Below are 15727 nucleotides of genomic sequence, written 5' to 3' on the forward strand. Positions count from 1 at the left end.
ACATTGAATTAACCTTGATCTTTTCCCGCTTTAATTATAGTTTTAAACTATTCTGGTCTGACCTCATTTCACGCTATAGAGTCGTGTCTGAGTAACCAATTCACGTTATGCAAAACTGAATTGCCAAGCCGTTTTTTGAGGAGACATACTAATGGCTGAATTTATCTGGTTGTTAATCATTCTGGTTGCCCTGAGTATAGCCAGTTACAAACGCGCGAGTCTGACCACCGCAGCAGCAGTGGTTGCGGGGATCATGGTCATCGGTACCTTGTTCTCTGAAATTGACTGGTTAGGCTGGCTGGTATTTCTGGCCATTGCCATACCACTGGTTGTGCCGTCATTACGTAAACAACTCATCACGAGCAAGCTTTTGGCATTTTATCGGCGCGTCATGCCTGAGATGTCCAGCACCGAGCAGGAAGCCATTGATGCAGGAACAGTATGGTGGGATGGTGATATTTTCAGCGGCAACCCCAATTGGGATAAATTACACAGTATCCCCAAAGGACGCTTAACCGCTGAAGAACAAGCTTTTCTTGACGGTCCGGTCGACCGTGTCTGCGCTATGGTTGACGAATGGCAAATTAACCATATCGACGCGGACTTGTCGCCTGAAATATGGGCGTACCTGAAAGAGCACAAATTCTTTGCGATGATCATTAAGAAGAAGTACGGTGGTCTGGAATTTTCAGCCTATGCTCAGTCACGGGTATTACAAAAATTGGCCGGCACCAGTGCAGTATTATCCAGTACTGTAGGTGTGCCTAATTCATTAGGCCCCGGCGAGCTGCTGCAACATTACGGTACGCAGGAGCAGCAGGATTATTATTTACCGCGTCTTGCCAGCGGCGAAGAGATCCCGTGCTTTGCTCTCACCGGCCCGGAAGCGGGTTCTGATGCAGGGGCGATTCCTGACGTTGGCGTCGTTTGCAAGGGTCAATGGGAAGGGAAAGAAATTGTTGGTATGCGTTTGACGTTTAACAAACGCTATATCACTCTGGCCCCGATCGCCACGCTCATCGGGCTGGCATTTAAACTACAGGATCCTGACGGATTATTGGGCGAAGAAGCGGACCTGGGCATAACCTGTGCGCTCATTCCTCGGGATACCAAGGGGCTGGAGATCGGTCGTCGCCATTTTCCGCTTAATACGCCATTTCAGAACGGTCCTATTCAGGGCGAAGATATATTTGTTCCGCTCGACTACATCATCGGCGGTCAAAAAATGGCGGGACGTGGTTGGCGCATGCTGGTGGAATGTTTGTCGGTTGGGCGCTGCATTACCCTGCCATCCACCGCTGCCGGAGGTGCGAAGCAAGTTGCTTTGGCAACCGGTGCATACGCACGTATTCGTCGCCAATTCCGTATTCCGGTAGGACAAATGGAAGGCGTCGAGGAGATGCTTGCCCGGATAGGCGGTAATGCTTATCTGATGGATAGCGTTACCCGTTTTTCTACCGTGGGAATTGGACTGGGTGAGAAACCCTCGGTTATTTCAGCAATAAGCAAATACCATTTGACCGAGAAAATGCGTCAGGTCATTAATGACGCCATGGATGTGCATGGTGGTAAAGGGATCATGCTTGGGCCAAACAACTATCTTGGCCGTGGTTATCAGGGCGCACCTATCTCAATTACCGTTGAGGGAGCGAATATCCTGACCCGCAACATGATGATATTTGGCCAGGGCGCCATGCGCTGCCATCCTTTTGTGTTAAGTGAAATTCACGCGGCCAACCTTGAAGATCGGGAAGAACGGTTAGATGAGTTTGATAAAGCCGTGTTTGGTCATATTGGTTTTACGCTGTCGAATTTCGTTCGCAGCAAGTGGTTTTCATTTACCGGAGGCTATTTACATAGTAGCCCATTCAAAGACAGTACAGCCCACTATTACCGACTTCTGCAAGGCTTCAGTGCAAACCTGGCACTACTCTCAGATGTCTCTATGGGCGTGCTGGGCGGCGATCTCAAGCGAAGAGAAAGATTGTCTGCACGATTAGGTGACATTCTCAGTGGTTTATTTTTAGCCAGCGCTACCCTGAAGCGTTTTGATGAAGATGGTCGTCTGCACGAAGATGCGCCACTGATGCACTGGGCCATGATGGACACACTGCATGATATTGAAACTGCCATCGATGATTTTCTGGCCAACTTTCCCAATAAACCCGTCGCGTTCTTCCTACGCGCAGTGGTAATGCCATTTGGTCGCCGATGCAGCAAACCGTCAGATCATATCGAGCATAAGATCGCCCTAATACTCCAACAACCCTGTGCGGCGAGAAGTCGTCTTGGAGAGGGGCAATATTTGGCTCGAGAAAGGGGCAACCCATTCGGTGAATTGGAGCAAACATTGGACGATATTTTAGCCAGCGAGCCAATTTTTGAGCGGATCAGCAAGCACAAAGGTGAAAAGCTCTCTTTCACCCGATTGGATAAACTAGCTGACGAAGCGCTTGAGCAGGGTTGGATAAACGAGGATGAGGCTGCACAACTTCGTAAGACCGAAGCAGGCCGTTTGCACATTATCAATGTAGACGATTTTGAGCATGAAGAATTAATCGCCAATCAGACTACCAAGTCTAAATCAAAAAACGGGCGTAAGACGAAAGCGGCTTAGCCACGCTGCCACCGTCTATTTTAATATGAAATAGAATTTAAGGGCTGCGTTTGCAGCCCTTTTGCTATCTAGCGTGACAAGTCAGTGTGATCAAAGGATGCTAACGGTATCGATAAGTAAACTGGGGTAACAGGTAAATAAAAGTAAAAATTAATCTGTTGATTTGCGTTTTTTTATTTCGTTTTTTTCGGCCTCAGGCAAAAACGCTTGCTCCAACGCATTTAACTGAATCTGCGCTAATTCCGCTTTGTTGAACCCAATCACGTCATGCGCAACCTTATATTCATGAGCTAAATCAATAGCCGACACGCCTGGATCATCGGTATTCAGCGTGACCGCAATCCCCTGGTCGAAAAACGAACGCATTGGATGACGGGCAGTATCTACCAGTGTAGTGGTTTGATAATTCGAGGTGGGGCAACTTTCAATACCAATTTGGTTAGTAGCCAGGTAGGCTAAAAGCTCAGGATCATCCTTTGCTGCCACGCCATGACCAATTCTGCTAGCGCCCAGTATTTTGATTGCATTCCAGATACTGTCACTGCCAGCGGCCTCGCCTGCATGCACGGTTATGGACCAACCCGCATCTCTTGCTTGTTTGAAATGTCGGTCGAATAAGGGAGCAGGAAAACCAGCTTCATCGCCGGCCAAATCAAGCGCGACAATCTCCCCCTTATGCGCAAGCAGACCCTGTAATTCTATCTGGCAAACGTCCGCGCCAAATGTGCGACTTAGAATGCCAATCAGATTAGCCTTCACCCCGAACTCAGCTTCACCATCGCGCACCCCCTGAACAACGGCCTCCACCACTGCTTCGACCGACAACTGGTGTGTTTTCGCCATATAATATGGCGAAAAGCGAAGCTCAACATAGTCAAGTTGTTCTGCTTTTGCGTCCTGCAAGTTTTCATAGGCAACACGATAACAGGCATCCAGATCAGCCAGAACTGATACGCCATAATCGAGTTTTTTCAAAAACGCCAACAGGTCACTGGTACGATCGTGAATCTGGGCAAGCGCAGAAACTTCTTCAGCATTGTTTGCTGGTAAAGCAATATGATGTTGCTGCGCTAAATCCCAAATAGTGGAGGGTCTGATGTTTCCATCTAAGTGCCGATGCAGATCAATAACGGGAAGCCCATAATCAATCATGCTAAACCAATTGCAATTTGGTCATTATCAGCACTGCCTGAGTACGTGTTTTGATGTCTAGCGTACGCAGCACTGCACTGATGTGAGCTTTTACCGTTGCTTCTGTCACATTCATCTTCTCTGCAATTTGGCGATTCATCAAACCCGCATGCAAATGCTGCAACACTTCCACTTGTTTTCCGGTCAGGCTTCTAAACCGATACAAAATATCGATTAAGCTGGTATCCGCATGCTGGATTTCATCATCCATCGAGTCAGGTAACCACTTTTCGCCTTCTTTTACTGCAGAAAGCGCTTCAGCAACCTGGGCAATTGAACCTGATTTTGGAATATACGCATTGGCACCTAAATCCATCACTAAGGCAACTACATCCACCTCTTCGGTAGCTGAGATGACAGCTATTGGAATTTTAGGGTATTTTTCACGTAGTGTAATGAGACCATTAAAATACGCACAGCCAGGCATGGTTAAATCAAGCAAAATGAGCTCAATAGAGGGATGTTCTTGCAAAGCAGTCAGCATGCTTTCCAAGTCATATGCCTGATACATGGTTGAATCAGGAAAGTGAGGTTGCAGGGCTGACATCATCGCTTCCCTGAACAGTGGATGATCATCTGCGATTAATAGTTGCGTCATTGAATAATCAGTCAGCTATATTATTATTCTCTAAGGGTAATACGTATAATGCTGAAGTTGAAGACTTAAGTCAAAATTGTTGCAAAATTAACCACAAAAATGCGAAAAATTTGGCAATTCAGTCTAAGCAGGTAAAATAAGCGCCCTCAAAACCATTGGTGAATAACATGGCACATAAATCGGACAACATATTTGCAAAACCCATGCAGTCAGTGAGAGATTTTGCATTTGATGAAGCGGTTGCAGATGTCTTCCCTGATATGATCCAACGCTCGGTCCCGGGGTATGAATCCATCATTCACACCATTGGCGAAATCGCCAGCCGCCATGTCAGCACGCACTCAAGAGTTTATGATTTAGGTTCTTCGCTGGGTGCAGCCAGTTTATCAATCGCGCGCGCCACCGCAGACCATCCCTGCGAAATAATTGCCGTAGATAATTCACCAGCCATGACTGAACGCTGTAAACGTATCGTCGCCGGCTTCTCGTTACCCAATCCAATAAAGGTTATCTGCGACGATATTCAAAATGTAGTGATTGAAAATGCGTCTATGGTAGTCATGAATTTCACTATGCAATTTATTCCTCCTGCTGACAGAAAAGCTTTACTAAACAAAATCTACGCGGGATTAAACCCAGGTGGTGTGCTGGTGTTATCGGAAAAGATCCGACATCCGTCAACTGCAGGTAACGAACTGTTAATTGATTTACACCATCAATTCAAGCGCAATAATGGTTACAGCGAGTTAGAGATCAGCCAGAAAAGAGCGGCGCTGGAGAAAGTCATGTTAATTGACACGTTCGCTGACCATGAAAAACGCTTACGTGATAGCGGTTTTGCGGATGTAGTGATGTGGTTTAAGTGCTACAACTTCACTTCGCTTGTGGCGATAAAGTAAATCCACAGTACAAGAATAAAAAAGGTAAAAAAGATTTTCATGAGTCGTTTACAGGATATCTGGTTCGCACACTGTTATCAGAGTTTGCTCAATACCCCGCTCGCCCACTGGCTGCAAACCTTGCCTGCACAGATTGAACACTGGCAGAAACACGAGTTGCATGGCGAATTTAATAAGTGGTGTAAATTACTGCAAAAATTACCTGCGACCTCTCCCGATGACATACAACTGCACGACAGTGTCACCATCGGCAAATCTGAGGACATCACCGATTATCAGCATAAGCAGATCACAGGGTTACTGAAGCAATTTATGCCATGGCGGAAAGGTCCGTTTCACGTACATGGCATTCACATAGATACTGAGTGGCGCTCAGACTGGAAATGGGATCGTGTGTCACCCCATATTTCTTCATTAAAAGACCGGTATGTGCTGGATGTGGGTTGTGGTAGCGGTTACCACATGTGGCGCATGCTGGGCGAAGGCGCCAAAGGTGTGTATGGCATTGACCCGACACAGCTTTTTTTAATTCAGTTTCACGCCATCCAGCATTTTATTAAACACGAACATATCCATTTTTTACCCTTGGGAATAGAACAGATGCAGCCGTTAAACGCTTTCGACACAGTGTTTTCCATGGGCGTGTTATACCATCGTAAAGATCCCATGCTGTTTTTAAATCAACTGAAGCATCAACTTCGGCGCGGCGGTGAGCTTGTGTTGGAAACCCTGGTAGTCGACGGCGATGAAAACACCGTGATGATGGCAGGTGAACGTTACGCACAAATGCGCAATGTCTGGTTTTTACCGAGTGTTGAGGCGCTTAAAGTGTGGTTAAGCCGACTGGGCTTTGAAGATATCAAAGCAGTGGACGTAAATACCACGACGTTAGAAGAACAGCGCAGCACTGAGTGGATGACCAATAATTCGTTGAAAGATTTTCTTGATCCTAACGATGTGTCAAAAACGATCGAAGGAGCCCCTGCCCCAAAACGTGCAGTTCTGGTTGCAACGCGAGCTTAATCCGCTGGCTGACTTCACGCTAATCTTATCACTAGACTAAATCGTTATTACAGTATAGGTGTGCAGGAGTTGCACACAGCGGTAAAAAGCGCCACCAGTTCGCCTTTGGGTAATCCGTTCTTTGTTTACAAATTTTCGCAATTGGCACATTTGTTGTAACCTCAACGTATTGATTTTGTGCATCAGAATCATCACGAGGTTGCATCATGGATATAAACGACTTTCTCACACGCCACCAACTGCCTGAAGCTTACCAGGCAGTTGCACAACAATGGTTCATTCCCCTGGCTGAATCGCTGGTATTGCAGCTTAATGGTGCATCACGCCCTTTTTTTATTGGTATCAATGGGTGTCAGGGGTCCGGAAAATCAACGCTGACCGATTTTCTTTCTGAGTATCTGCAGTCTGAACACAAGCTTCAGGTTGCCAGCCTGTCACTGGATGATTTTTACCTAAACCGTGAAGCAAGACTTAGCTTAGCCGATACGGTTCATCCACTGTTAAAAACCAGAGGTGTCCCCGGTACTCATGACGTTGAACTGATGAATACAGTTTTTGCCCGGTTAACCGCACAAGGTAAGACCGCCCTGCCCCGATTTGATAAAGCAAATGACAACCCGGTACAGAAAGAAGCCTGGCCGGTGATCAATACGCCGCCCGATATCGTTATAGTAGAAGGATGGTGCTGGGGTGTGCCGCCGCAATCTGAGCATGATTTAGTCCAGCCAATTAATACGCTTGAACAAACCGAAGACCGCAAAGGTATCTGGCGTCGTTTCGTCAACGAGCAGCTTACCCAGCACTATCAGTCTTTGTTTTCAAAAATGGATTATTTCATTATGCTCAAAGGCCCATCGTTTGAGCATGTTTACAAATGGCGATGTGAACAGGAACACAAACTTGCCGCACGGTTGTCGGCCAAGGCGAGCGGTATAATGAGCGATGAACAGATCGCGCGATTCGTACAACATTACCAACGTCTTACTGAGCACAGTTTTACTGCGTTACCGGCAAAGTGTAATCTGGTGTTTGAATTAGACGAAAACAGACAAATTGTTAACGCAATTAAAAAAAATATCAATAACAATCAATGAAAGGTACGCAATTGAAAACGGTTATTTTTACAGACATGGATGGCACCTTACTTGATCATGAGACTTACAGTTTTGAACCCGCCAGGCCAACTCTGGAGGAACTTGCTGCGGCAAAGATTCCTGTTATTCCCACCACCAGCAAAACCTTTGCTGAGTTAATTGACCTTCGCACCACGATTGGTCTGAACGGGCCGTTTATTATTGAAAATGGTGCCGCAATTTACATTCCCCACGGTTTTTTTGAACAGAAGCCGTCGGGTACAACCTGGCAAGATGGCTTTTGGTGTAAAACTTTTATTTCCAATAAAGGCTACTGGTTGAAACAGTTAGATATCGTAAAACTGGAATTTGGCAGTGAGTTTAACCATTTCAGCAACATGGACATCAGTGAAATTCAAAAAGTGACCGGCCTGGATGAAATTTCTGCAGCCAAAGCGGCGCAAAGACAATTTGGCGAACCCGTCCTGTGGCTGGGGTCTGATGAACGCAAGCAAGCGTTTATCCACGCGATGACCGAAAGAGGCGCAAATCCTCTGGAAGGGGGGCGCTTTATTCACATTTCAGGAGAATGCAATAAGGGCACTGCGTTGACCTGGTTTATGGAAGAATATCAACGCCAGCTGGCTGAGGCAGCGCAGGCAATTGCCCTGGGTGACGGCAAAAATGACATCGCTATGCTCGAAGTTGCGGACATTGCGGTACGTATCAGGTCCACTCATCACCAGCCTCCCCCGCTGGACAAAGAAGACAACGTATATACCAGCACTCTCACCGGCCCAGAAGGCTGGCGAGAGATGCTTAATCAACTTGTATTAGAAATCTAGCAGGAGCGCTAATGGCCGATTTTCATCAAAATGGTATCGTTACTACTCTCCACAATCTGGCAAACCGCCCAACCGAAGATGTAGAAGCGGATCTACTGCGTTTTTCCCAGAAGCGTCCGATGGCGCTTATTCTGCCCTCGCTTTATTCCGAGCTGGAAGGTGAAGCCCTACCCCTGATTGTAGACGAGTTAACCAATGTGCCCTATCTTTCTGAAATTGTCATCGGCTTAGATAGAGCAAACGAAAAACAGTATAACCATGCGTTAGAATTTTTCTCCACCCTGCCCCAACACCATCGTATTTTATGGAATGATGGGCCGCGGTTAAAAGCGTTGGACAAGGAATTAGCGGATCTTGGTCTAGCACCCAAAGAGCTCGGCAAGGGGCGAAATGTGTGGTATTGCATGGGATATATTCTCGCTTCGAATCGCGCTGAATCGGTCGCCTTACATGACTGTGATATTGTGACTTACAACCGCGATCTGTTGGCGCGGTTAATCTATCCTGTCGCCAACCCCATGTTTAACTATGAGTTCTGTAAAGGATACTATGCCCGTGTGGCCAATGGGAAAATGAACGGTCGGGTCTCGCGACTGCTGGTAACGCCGTTGTTACGCGCGCTCAAGCGCATAATTGGTGACAATGAGTACTTAGAATATATGGACAGTTTCCGCTATCCACTAGCCGGAGAGTTTTCGTTCAGACGCGATGTGTTAAGCGATATCCGAATTCCCAGCGATTGGGGGCTGGAAATCGGCGTGCTGTCTGAAATGCACCGTAACTACGCCCACAACCGTCTTTGTCAGGCTGATATTGCCGATGTTTACGACCACAAACATCAGGATTTGTCCTATGACAATGATCAAGGTGGCCTGTCAAAAATGTCGATTGACATCACCAAAGCTATTTTTCGCAAATTAGCCACGCAAGGATTTTCATTCAGTAATGAGATGTTTCGCTCGGTTAAAGCGACCTATTTCAGAATTGCATTAGACTTCATCGAGACCTACCACAATGACGCCATCATGAATGGGCTCACCCATGATGTTCACAATGAAGAGAAAGCCGTGGAAATGTTTGCCAGCAATATCATGAAAGCGGGACAAAGCTTTCTGGAAAACCCAATGGAAACGCCTTTCATTCCAAGCTGGAACAGGGTCACCAGCGCTGTACCTGATATTCTTGATCGACTATTAGAGGCCGTAGAAGCCGATACTTCTGAGCATTTAGGGTAAATTATGACCACCAACTGGACCATTCTTCATGAAAAAGTCATGCACCACCTGGACGCAATTTATGCAGATATACCGTTGGATTTGCCTGTTGACACACTGGCTTCCCAGCTAATTAAAAGCATAGGAATACACCAGGAAGAAGACATTGTCATGCCAGACGCCTATGTAAATTACTGGGATGAGCAGGACATGGTCATGATCACCTACGGTGACAGTGTCATTAACCAAGGTGAGTTGCCCCTTACCACCCTATACAACTTTCTCAACAAATACTGTAAGACAACGATCAATAACGTCCATATTCTGCCCTTTTTTCCGTTTAGTTCAGATGATGGTTTTTCCGTTATTGATTACTCCAGTGTGAATGAGTCGCTGGGAGACTGGGAGCAAATCTCCCTTATCGCCAGGGATTATGGTTTGATGGCAGACCTGGTCATTAATCATTGTTCCGCAAGAAGCGCCTGGTTTGAAAACTTCGTCAAGGGCGAAGGCCCCGGTTCCGATTTTTTCTTCACCGCCTCACCTGACGATGATCTTTCGATGGTGACTCGTCCGCGGGTTTCGCCATTACTAAGAGAAACCCAGACAGCAAATGGAACGCGACACGTGTGGTGCACCTTTAGTCACGATCAGGTCGATTTTGATTTTCGTAACCCCAGGGTACTGCTGGCATTTATTGACATCATTCGGCTATATATCGACAAAGGTTCGAAAATTTTTCGTCTGGATGCAGTGGCTTTTTTATGGAAGGTGGTGGGCACCAACTGTATCAATCTGATGCAGACCCATGAAGTCATTCGATTAATCCGCACGTTGGTTGAGCACGTTGATCCTTCAATTCTGCTGATTACAGAAACCAATATTCCCAATAGTGAAAACCTGACCTACTTTGGTAACGCTAACGAAGCCCATGCTATTTACAATTTTTCGTTGCCCCCCTTATTGGTCAACACATTGGTTACCGGAGACTGTCGCTATTTAAAGAGCTGGATCATGAGTATGCCGCCAGCACAAAACGGCACTACTTACTTTAATTTTATTGCATCCCATGATGGCATTGGCCTTCGGCCCGCAGAAGGATTGCTGGACGAAGAAGAAATCTCAGAATTAGTTCACACCATGCAACATTTTGGCGGCAAAATTTCCTGGCGTGCATCAGCGCATGGTCAGCAAAAACCCTACGAAATTAATATTACTCTATTTGATGCACTACAAGGCACCACTAAGGGGCCAGACAAGTGGCAAATTGACCGCTTTATTTGCGCGCATGCAATCATGCTCGCTATGGAAGGCATTCCCGGCATATACATTCACAGCATGTTGGGTACCTCTAACGATTATGAAAAGGTAGCGAATACCGGGCAAAACCGCTCCATCAACCGCAAGCGCTGGGTATTGCCTGAGCTGGAAGCGTTGTTGGACTCGCCTTATTCACAGCACCACAAAGTCTTAACGCGAATGTCGCAACTTATTCGCATCCGCAAAACGCAGGCGGCGTTTCATCCCAATGCAACTCAGTATACTTTGCAAATGGGAGACCAGATTTTTGGTTTCTCACGGCAAAGTCTGGATCGCAAACAAAGCGTCTTCTGTATCAGCAATATCAGTGATCATGAACAATCTATTTTGCTTTCGGATATTAATCTGGTAGGAACGGATAACTGGCTGGAACTGATCTCACGTGAGGTAATCCATGATATTAACGCCTTTATGACGCTGCAGCCTTACCAAACAATCTGGATCAGCAACCAGGACAGCGAATAAACTTTAGCAGTTAGCGTTTACCCCGCTCAAAAAGTGGGAGATAATTTCTGTTTGCCCAGCGTTTCAAGGAGTTGATGTCATGCAGCAAACTGTTTCGTCCTCATTACTGCCATTAGCTGAGGCCCTGGCTAAAATACATCAAATTGTTGCACCGATCACTGCTACAGAAATTGTTCCACTTAATCACGCGATAAATCGCGTTATCGCCCAAGACGTCTTTTCAACCATTGATGTCCCAGGTAGTGACAGTTCTGCAATGGACGGATACGCTTTATGCTTTCATCGGACTGCAGACCACCTTCAATTTGAAGTGATCGGAGAAATCACCGCAGGTATGGCAGCCTCATTCTCACTCAACCAGGGTCAGGCCGCTCGAATAATGACTGGCGCACCACTACCCCCAAATACCGATGCGGTGGTGATGCAGGAAAATGTCATTGCGGATGATAAGGTGGTTGAACTCAAGTCACTACCGATTCGAAACGCAAATATTCGCCGCAGTGGTGCAGATATTTGTCGTGGCGAGACACTCTTGCGACCGGGCGAACGATTAACCGCTGCCAGACTGATGCTGTGTGCCAGTGCTGGAATTGACACTGTTGAGGTGTATAAAAAGATTCGAGTGGGTATTGTATCTACCGGCAACGAGGTAATTGAGCCCGGAACCCCGCTTTCACAAGGAATGCTGTATGACTGCAACCGGATAGGGATAGCCAGTTTACTTCAGCCACTGAATGTCGAAGTTACTGATTACGGTATCGTCCCTGATCGACTCGCGGCATTACAAACCGTATTTACGCAGGCTGAAAGCGAGGTTGACGTGCTTATCAGTAGCGGAGGCGTATCCGTTGGTGCAGCGGACCTGGTAAAAGAAGCGTTGAGCCAATCAGGTCAAATCGACTTTTGGAAAGTCGCGATCAAACCAGGTAAGCCATTCGCGCTAGGTCGCATAGGGACATTGTTATTTTGCGGGCTGCCCGGCAATCCTGTTTCTGCATTTGTCACCGCCCAAAAACTGGTTATTCCGGCAATCAAGCAATTACAACATGAGCTAATGCCGCACCCCATTGAGGGGTATTTCATTCACGCAAAACTGATGCGCGACATTGACCGCCAGCCCGGTCGGCAGGAATTTTTGCGGGCAAATTTAAGCCAGAATGAGCAAGGTGAATTAGTTGTAGCGCCTCAGGCAAAACAAAGTTCAGCTGCCTTACAAGCATTGGCATTGGCAAACTGTTATATTGTAGTACCTGCCGAGGTAAGTAGAATTGCTGCGGGTAACTTCGTAGATGTTGAACCCTTTTAAATAAATGTGAGCCGCTTTAGATGCTTCTAGTTTCAAGACGTTTTGCCTTAGAGAGCAAACGCCTTATTAGCCTTGCCTGGCCTTTACTGATCGCCCAGATAACGCAGATGTTGATGGGTGTTAGCGATACAGTGATGGCGGGCCGATACAGTGCCGTAGACATGGCTGCAGTGGCGTTAGGGTTCAGTATAACTATCCCATTGCTGTGTTTTCTACAGGGTATTGCGTTTGCACTGCCGCCATTTATATCGCGGCTGCAAGGAAAGCGTGCGTTTCACGATATTCCACATATTACCCAGCAGTCTGCTTATTCATTGATTTTAATCAGCCTTCCTATGTTGCTGCTCTACCCTGTGGCCGACACGATGGTGGGCTTTTTCCCCATGGAGCCAGAACTGTCAGCGATCACGGTTGAGTACACACGATACGTCATACTTGCCCTGCCTGCATTCGGGTTGTATCAATGGCTGCGCAATTATTGTGAAGGGCTGGGCAGTACCAAACCCACGATGGTGATAACCGTTATTGGTTTGTTAGTGAATATTGCCGCCAACTATGTACTGATTTATGGTGTCGGGCCTTTCCCTGAAATGGGTGGCGCAGGCTGCGGCGTGGCAACCGCATTAGTGTTTTGTGCCATGTTGATTGCCACATTCGTCTATACGTTAATTGCGCCTAAAATTAAACAATATTCGTTGTATACGGTGTTTCACAAACCAGACCTGGCGTCGCTTAAGCGCATTTTCAAACTGGGGCTGCCTATTGCGATGACCCTACTGTTTGAGGTCACTTTATTCGCGGTAGTCGCCCTGTTACTCACGCCGTTTGGGGCCATCACTATTGCTGCTCATCAGGTAGCCTTAAACTTTTCATCCCTGATGTTTATGTTTCCCCTGAGTATGGGCATGGCTGTGTCTATACGCATAAGCTACCGCATGGGACAACAGCGTATCGAACAAGCCAGAACCGTGGTGCGTAGCGCATTGACCATTGGATTATCTGTGGCTTTTGCCACTGCCACATTCACAGTATTGGCGAAATCATTCATCATCGGGCTGTATACGTCAGATGAGGAGGTTTTTCTAATTGCAAATTCATTATTAATTTATGCCGCCTTGTTTCAGTTTTCCGATGCCATTCAGGTTATCTCAGCAAACGCGCTAAGAGGATATAAAGACACTACCGCGATGTTTTACATTACCTTTTTTGCTTACTGGATTATCGGCTTACCGGTTGGAATAATCTTAGCTAGAACAAGCTGGTTTACCGCTCAACCCATGTCCGCAGCAGGTTTCTGGATTGGGTTTATTGTGGGGTTAAGCAGCGCCGCAGTTATGCTGGGAGCTCGGGTGATGTATATTCAAAAACAATATGCCGCTGGCGAGCGTGCGTTTAGTCTCGATCATGTGTAGAGGAGTGATCCTGTTTCCATAAATCGCCGATAACAGGATCATCGTTTTCCTGCTCTTCCCACGCATATTTCTTCAGTTTGGGTTTAGGATCGTTTCGCCATAACATCAGCGCAGCAAGCGTCCCTCCTACGGCCCCAAAAAAGTGGGCCTCGTAAGAAATGCCGGGTTCCCGGGGAAAAATTGTCATCACCATACCGCCGTACATAAAGAACGCGATCATCATCAAACCGACCGACCGCGCGTCTTTTCGTAAAATGGAGACAACAAACAAATAGAAAAATAAGCCGTGACTAACGCCACTGGCACCAAGATGGACCGAGTCACGTCCGAATAAGAAAATTCCAGAACCTGAGACCAGCCATGCCAACCCGATTGCCCACCACCGGGTGCGAGGGTAACCATAAAGCAGTGCGCTACCGAGAATAATTAACGATAACGTGTTGTTAAACAGGTGTTCGTACGAACCGTGAACCAGCGGTGCAGTCAGAATTTTCCACACCCCCGCCACATCAAATGGCCTCACACCAAAATAATGCAAAGGCAAGTCGAACAACACACCGGCTGACTGTATTACCCATAGCAGACTGACTGCAAATGTGCTTAACAGCACCGCCCGTTGAATTGAATAGTGTTTCGAGGTCTCATTCATTTATCTGATATAAGGATAAAATCGTGAATCACAATTGTTACCGGTGATATAAGATGTCGTATTGGGTTATGCCTGAGTTTATTTAACGGCCTGACGACGTACATCAAGTACCAGCGTTTCAGAAATTTTATCCTGAATGGCTTGCCGATTGGGATCCCAGTATATCTGCAAAAAACCTAACAACCCGGTTGCAAGACCAGCGCCGTAGCCTCCATAGCGACCAAAGCTTTCCCACAATGTCAAAGGGCTGTTATCCAGCTTAACCACACGCAATCCGCATAACTTTTTACCCGGCGTAATCCCGCCCCACCAGGCAGTGAACACGCTAAAATACAATGCCGCCCAGCCAAAGCCTAACCCAAGATCGGCAGCAATTCCTTTGACCCATTTAATAACACTATAGGTATCGTTTTCGGCAGTTCCCTCATCGGATATCTCTGAAGGAAAAAAGTCCACTGTCATTTCCACTTTTGTTCTTTCCTTTTCAGTGGCGTATGCAGTTAAATAGTGAGTAATAATTTCTTTTTGGTCCAGATCAGAGATTTCTTTATCGGCTAACTGACTTTTGATCAACTGCTCTACGCTCGCCCTGCTCATCCCCGTTTGAGCCAACTCTGGAGAGAGTGTTAGCGCCAGTTCACGATGGCAGGATACCTCTGAACCGCATTGCTCAAGGGCTATCAAGCCAATGCCGGTAGCGAGCTGTTGACTTACCTCGTCAGAGGACGAACTTGCTGACGTTGTAATATCGTCATCAATAGCATCTACGACGCCAAAGATAGTGATAAATAATAATAAAGCCGCCCCTGCTTTTAAGCATTTACGCGCCAAACCGCGTTTTGGCCGGTCACCCAGATGACTGCCCGCCCGTAAGAACGTGATGGCAGCAAAAAACGCTAAGACCAGGGCACTGGCGAAGCTCACTACCGCTATCAGCAAGAGGTCCACCAGCAATGCCAGGCACCGCTTGCTTGGTGAGGCCAGTGGCTTACCTAATAACGCCGGGGATACCTGAAAAGCATAAGGGGTAACAGTCTCTTTGGTTTCCGATAAAGTGGCTTTTTCTGGTAACGCAGTATCCTTCATTGAATCGGTGATAAGCTCGTTCATGGCGC

The 15727-nt window shown here is 46.8% G+C and carries 13 protein-coding genes; 9 read left to right on the forward strand and 4 right to left on the reverse strand.

Features of this window, described 5'->3' with window-relative positions; all coding sequences use genetic code 11:
* Positions 1 to 151 precede the first annotated feature (151 nt).
* On the forward strand, positions 152 to 2617 hold the full coding sequence (gene fadE / locus HCJ96_RS13810) for an acyl-CoA dehydrogenase FadE (protein ID WP_169211657.1): 2466 nt from the start codon (positions 152 to 154) through the stop codon (positions 2615 to 2617).
* A 150-nt stretch (positions 2618 to 2767) separates the two neighbouring features.
* Here the strand turns inward: fadE and add are convergent, their stop codons facing one another.
* Positions 2768 to 3769, reverse strand: a complete 1002-nt coding sequence (add, locus tag HCJ96_RS13815; RefSeq protein ID WP_169211658.1) for an adenosine deaminase — start codon at positions 3767 to 3769, stop codon at positions 2768 to 2770.
* Between the two features lies 1 nt (position 3770).
* The gene (locus tag HCJ96_RS13820) at positions 3771 to 4406 is read right to left on the reverse strand and encodes a response regulator transcription factor (RefSeq protein WP_169211659.1); all 636 of its coding nucleotides are present in this window, start codon (positions 4404 to 4406) and stop codon (positions 3771 to 3773) included.
* A 167-nt stretch (positions 4407 to 4573) separates the two neighbouring features.
* On the opposite strand from HCJ96_RS13820, the gene cmoA reads away from it, so the two are divergent.
* The 8 genes from cmoA (at position 4574) to HCJ96_RS13860 (ending at position 13963) form a co-directional block, all read left to right on the forward strand.
* The gene (gene cmoA / locus HCJ96_RS13825; protein WP_169211660.1) at positions 4574 to 5305 is read left to right on the forward strand and encodes a carboxy-S-adenosyl-L-methionine synthase CmoA; all 732 of its coding nucleotides are present in this window, start codon (positions 4574 to 4576) and stop codon (positions 5303 to 5305) included.
* Positions 5306 to 5344: 39 nt separating this feature from the next.
* Complete coding sequence (gene cmoB, locus HCJ96_RS13830) at positions 5345 to 6328, forward strand: tRNA 5-methoxyuridine(34)/uridine 5-oxyacetic acid(34) synthase CmoB (protein ID WP_169211661.1); 984 nt, start codon at positions 5345 to 5347, stop codon at positions 6326 to 6328.
* Between the two features lie 206 nt (positions 6329 to 6534).
* Positions 6535 to 7422: a kinase gene (locus tag HCJ96_RS13835; RefSeq protein WP_169211662.1), complete on the forward strand. Its 888-nt coding sequence runs from the start codon at positions 6535 to 6537 to the stop codon at positions 7420 to 7422.
* A gap of 11 nt (positions 7423 to 7433) precedes the next feature.
* Positions 7434 to 8246, forward strand: coding sequence for an HAD-IIB family hydrolase (locus HCJ96_RS13840; protein WP_425483746.1), 813 nt, complete (start codon positions 7434 to 7436; stop codon positions 8244 to 8246).
* 11 nt (positions 8247 to 8257) lie between these two features.
* The gene (locus HCJ96_RS13845) at positions 8258 to 9481 is read left to right on the forward strand and encodes a glycosyltransferase family protein (RefSeq protein WP_169211664.1); all 1224 of its coding nucleotides are present in this window, start codon (positions 8258 to 8260) and stop codon (positions 9479 to 9481) included.
* 3 nt (positions 9482 to 9484) lie between these two features.
* Entirely contained in the window at positions 9485 to 11245 is a 1761-nt protein-coding gene (locus tag HCJ96_RS13850) for a sugar phosphorylase (RefSeq protein ID WP_169211665.1), read from the forward strand.
* Between the two features lie 79 nt (positions 11246 to 11324).
* Complete coding sequence (moeA, locus tag HCJ96_RS13855) at positions 11325 to 12551, forward strand: molybdopterin molybdotransferase MoeA (RefSeq protein WP_169211666.1); 1227 nt, start codon at positions 11325 to 11327, stop codon at positions 12549 to 12551.
* A 20-nt stretch (positions 12552 to 12571) separates the two neighbouring features.
* On the forward strand, positions 12572 to 13963 hold the full coding sequence (locus HCJ96_RS13860) for an MATE family efflux transporter (protein WP_169211667.1): 1392 nt from the start codon (positions 12572 to 12574) through the stop codon (positions 13961 to 13963).
* Here the strand turns inward: HCJ96_RS13860 and HCJ96_RS13865 are convergent.
* Together HCJ96_RS13865 and HCJ96_RS16385 are read right to left on the reverse strand one after the other, a co-directional pair.
* The gene (locus HCJ96_RS13865) at positions 13944 to 14612 is read right to left on the reverse strand and encodes a rhomboid family intramembrane serine protease (RefSeq protein WP_169211668.1); all 669 of its coding nucleotides are present in this window, start codon (positions 14610 to 14612) and stop codon (positions 13944 to 13946) included. The two genes, HCJ96_RS13860 and HCJ96_RS13865, sit on opposite strands and share 20 nt — an antisense overlap.
* Before the next feature lie 78 nt (positions 14613 to 14690).
* Positions 14691 to 15722 (reverse strand): RDD family protein, encoded by a 1032-nt coding sequence (locus HCJ96_RS16385; RefSeq protein WP_246261417.1) that lies wholly within the window; start codon positions 15720 to 15722, stop codon positions 14691 to 14693.
* Positions 15723 to 15727: the final 5 nt, after the last annotated feature.

Origin of the sequence: Alteromonas ponticola, assembly GCF_012911815.1 — a bacterium.
GTDB classification, from domain to species: domain Bacteria; phylum Pseudomonadota; class Gammaproteobacteria; order Enterobacterales; family Alteromonadaceae; genus Alteromonas; species Alteromonas ponticola.

Excerpts from the sequence above, each read along its gene's own strand:
- HCJ96_RS13845 (WP_169211664.1), top strand. The coding sequence starts at position 8,258 with ATGGCCGATTTTCATCAAAATGGTATCGTTACTACTCTCCACAATCTG.
- cmoA (WP_169211660.1), top strand. The coding sequence starts at position 4,574 with ATGGCACATAAATCGGACAACATATTTGCAAAACCCATGCAGTCAGTG.
- HCJ96_RS13820 (WP_169211659.1), bottom strand. The coding sequence starts at position 4,406 with ATGACGCAACTATTAATCGCAGATGATCATCCACTGTTCAGGGAAGCG.
- HCJ96_RS13865 (WP_169211668.1), bottom strand. The coding sequence starts at position 14,612 with ATGAATGAGACCTCGAAACACTATTCAATTCAACGGGCGGTGCTGTTA.
- HCJ96_RS16385 (WP_246261417.1), bottom strand. The coding sequence starts at position 15,722 with ATGAACGAGCTTATCACCGATTCAATGAAGGATACTGCGTTACCAGAA.
- HCJ96_RS13860 (WP_169211667.1), top strand. The coding sequence starts at position 12,572 with ATGCTTCTAGTTTCAAGACGTTTTGCCTTAGAGAGCAAACGCCTTATT.
- HCJ96_RS13850 (WP_169211665.1), top strand. The coding sequence starts at position 9,485 with ATGACCACCAACTGGACCATTCTTCATGAAAAAGTCATGCACCACCTG.
- cmoB (WP_169211661.1), top strand. The coding sequence starts at position 5,345 with ATGAGTCGTTTACAGGATATCTGGTTCGCACACTGTTATCAGAGTTTG.
- fadE (WP_169211657.1), top strand. The coding sequence starts at position 152 with ATGGCTGAATTTATCTGGTTGTTAATCATTCTGGTTGCCCTGAGTATA.
- HCJ96_RS13835 (WP_169211662.1), top strand. The coding sequence starts at position 6,535 with ATGGATATAAACGACTTTCTCACACGCCACCAACTGCCTGAAGCTTAC.
- add (WP_169211658.1), bottom strand. The coding sequence starts at position 3,769 with ATGATTGATTATGGGCTTCCCGTTATTGATCTGCATCGGCACTTAGAT.
- moeA (WP_169211666.1), top strand. The coding sequence starts at position 11,325 with ATGCAGCAAACTGTTTCGTCCTCATTACTGCCATTAGCTGAGGCCCTG.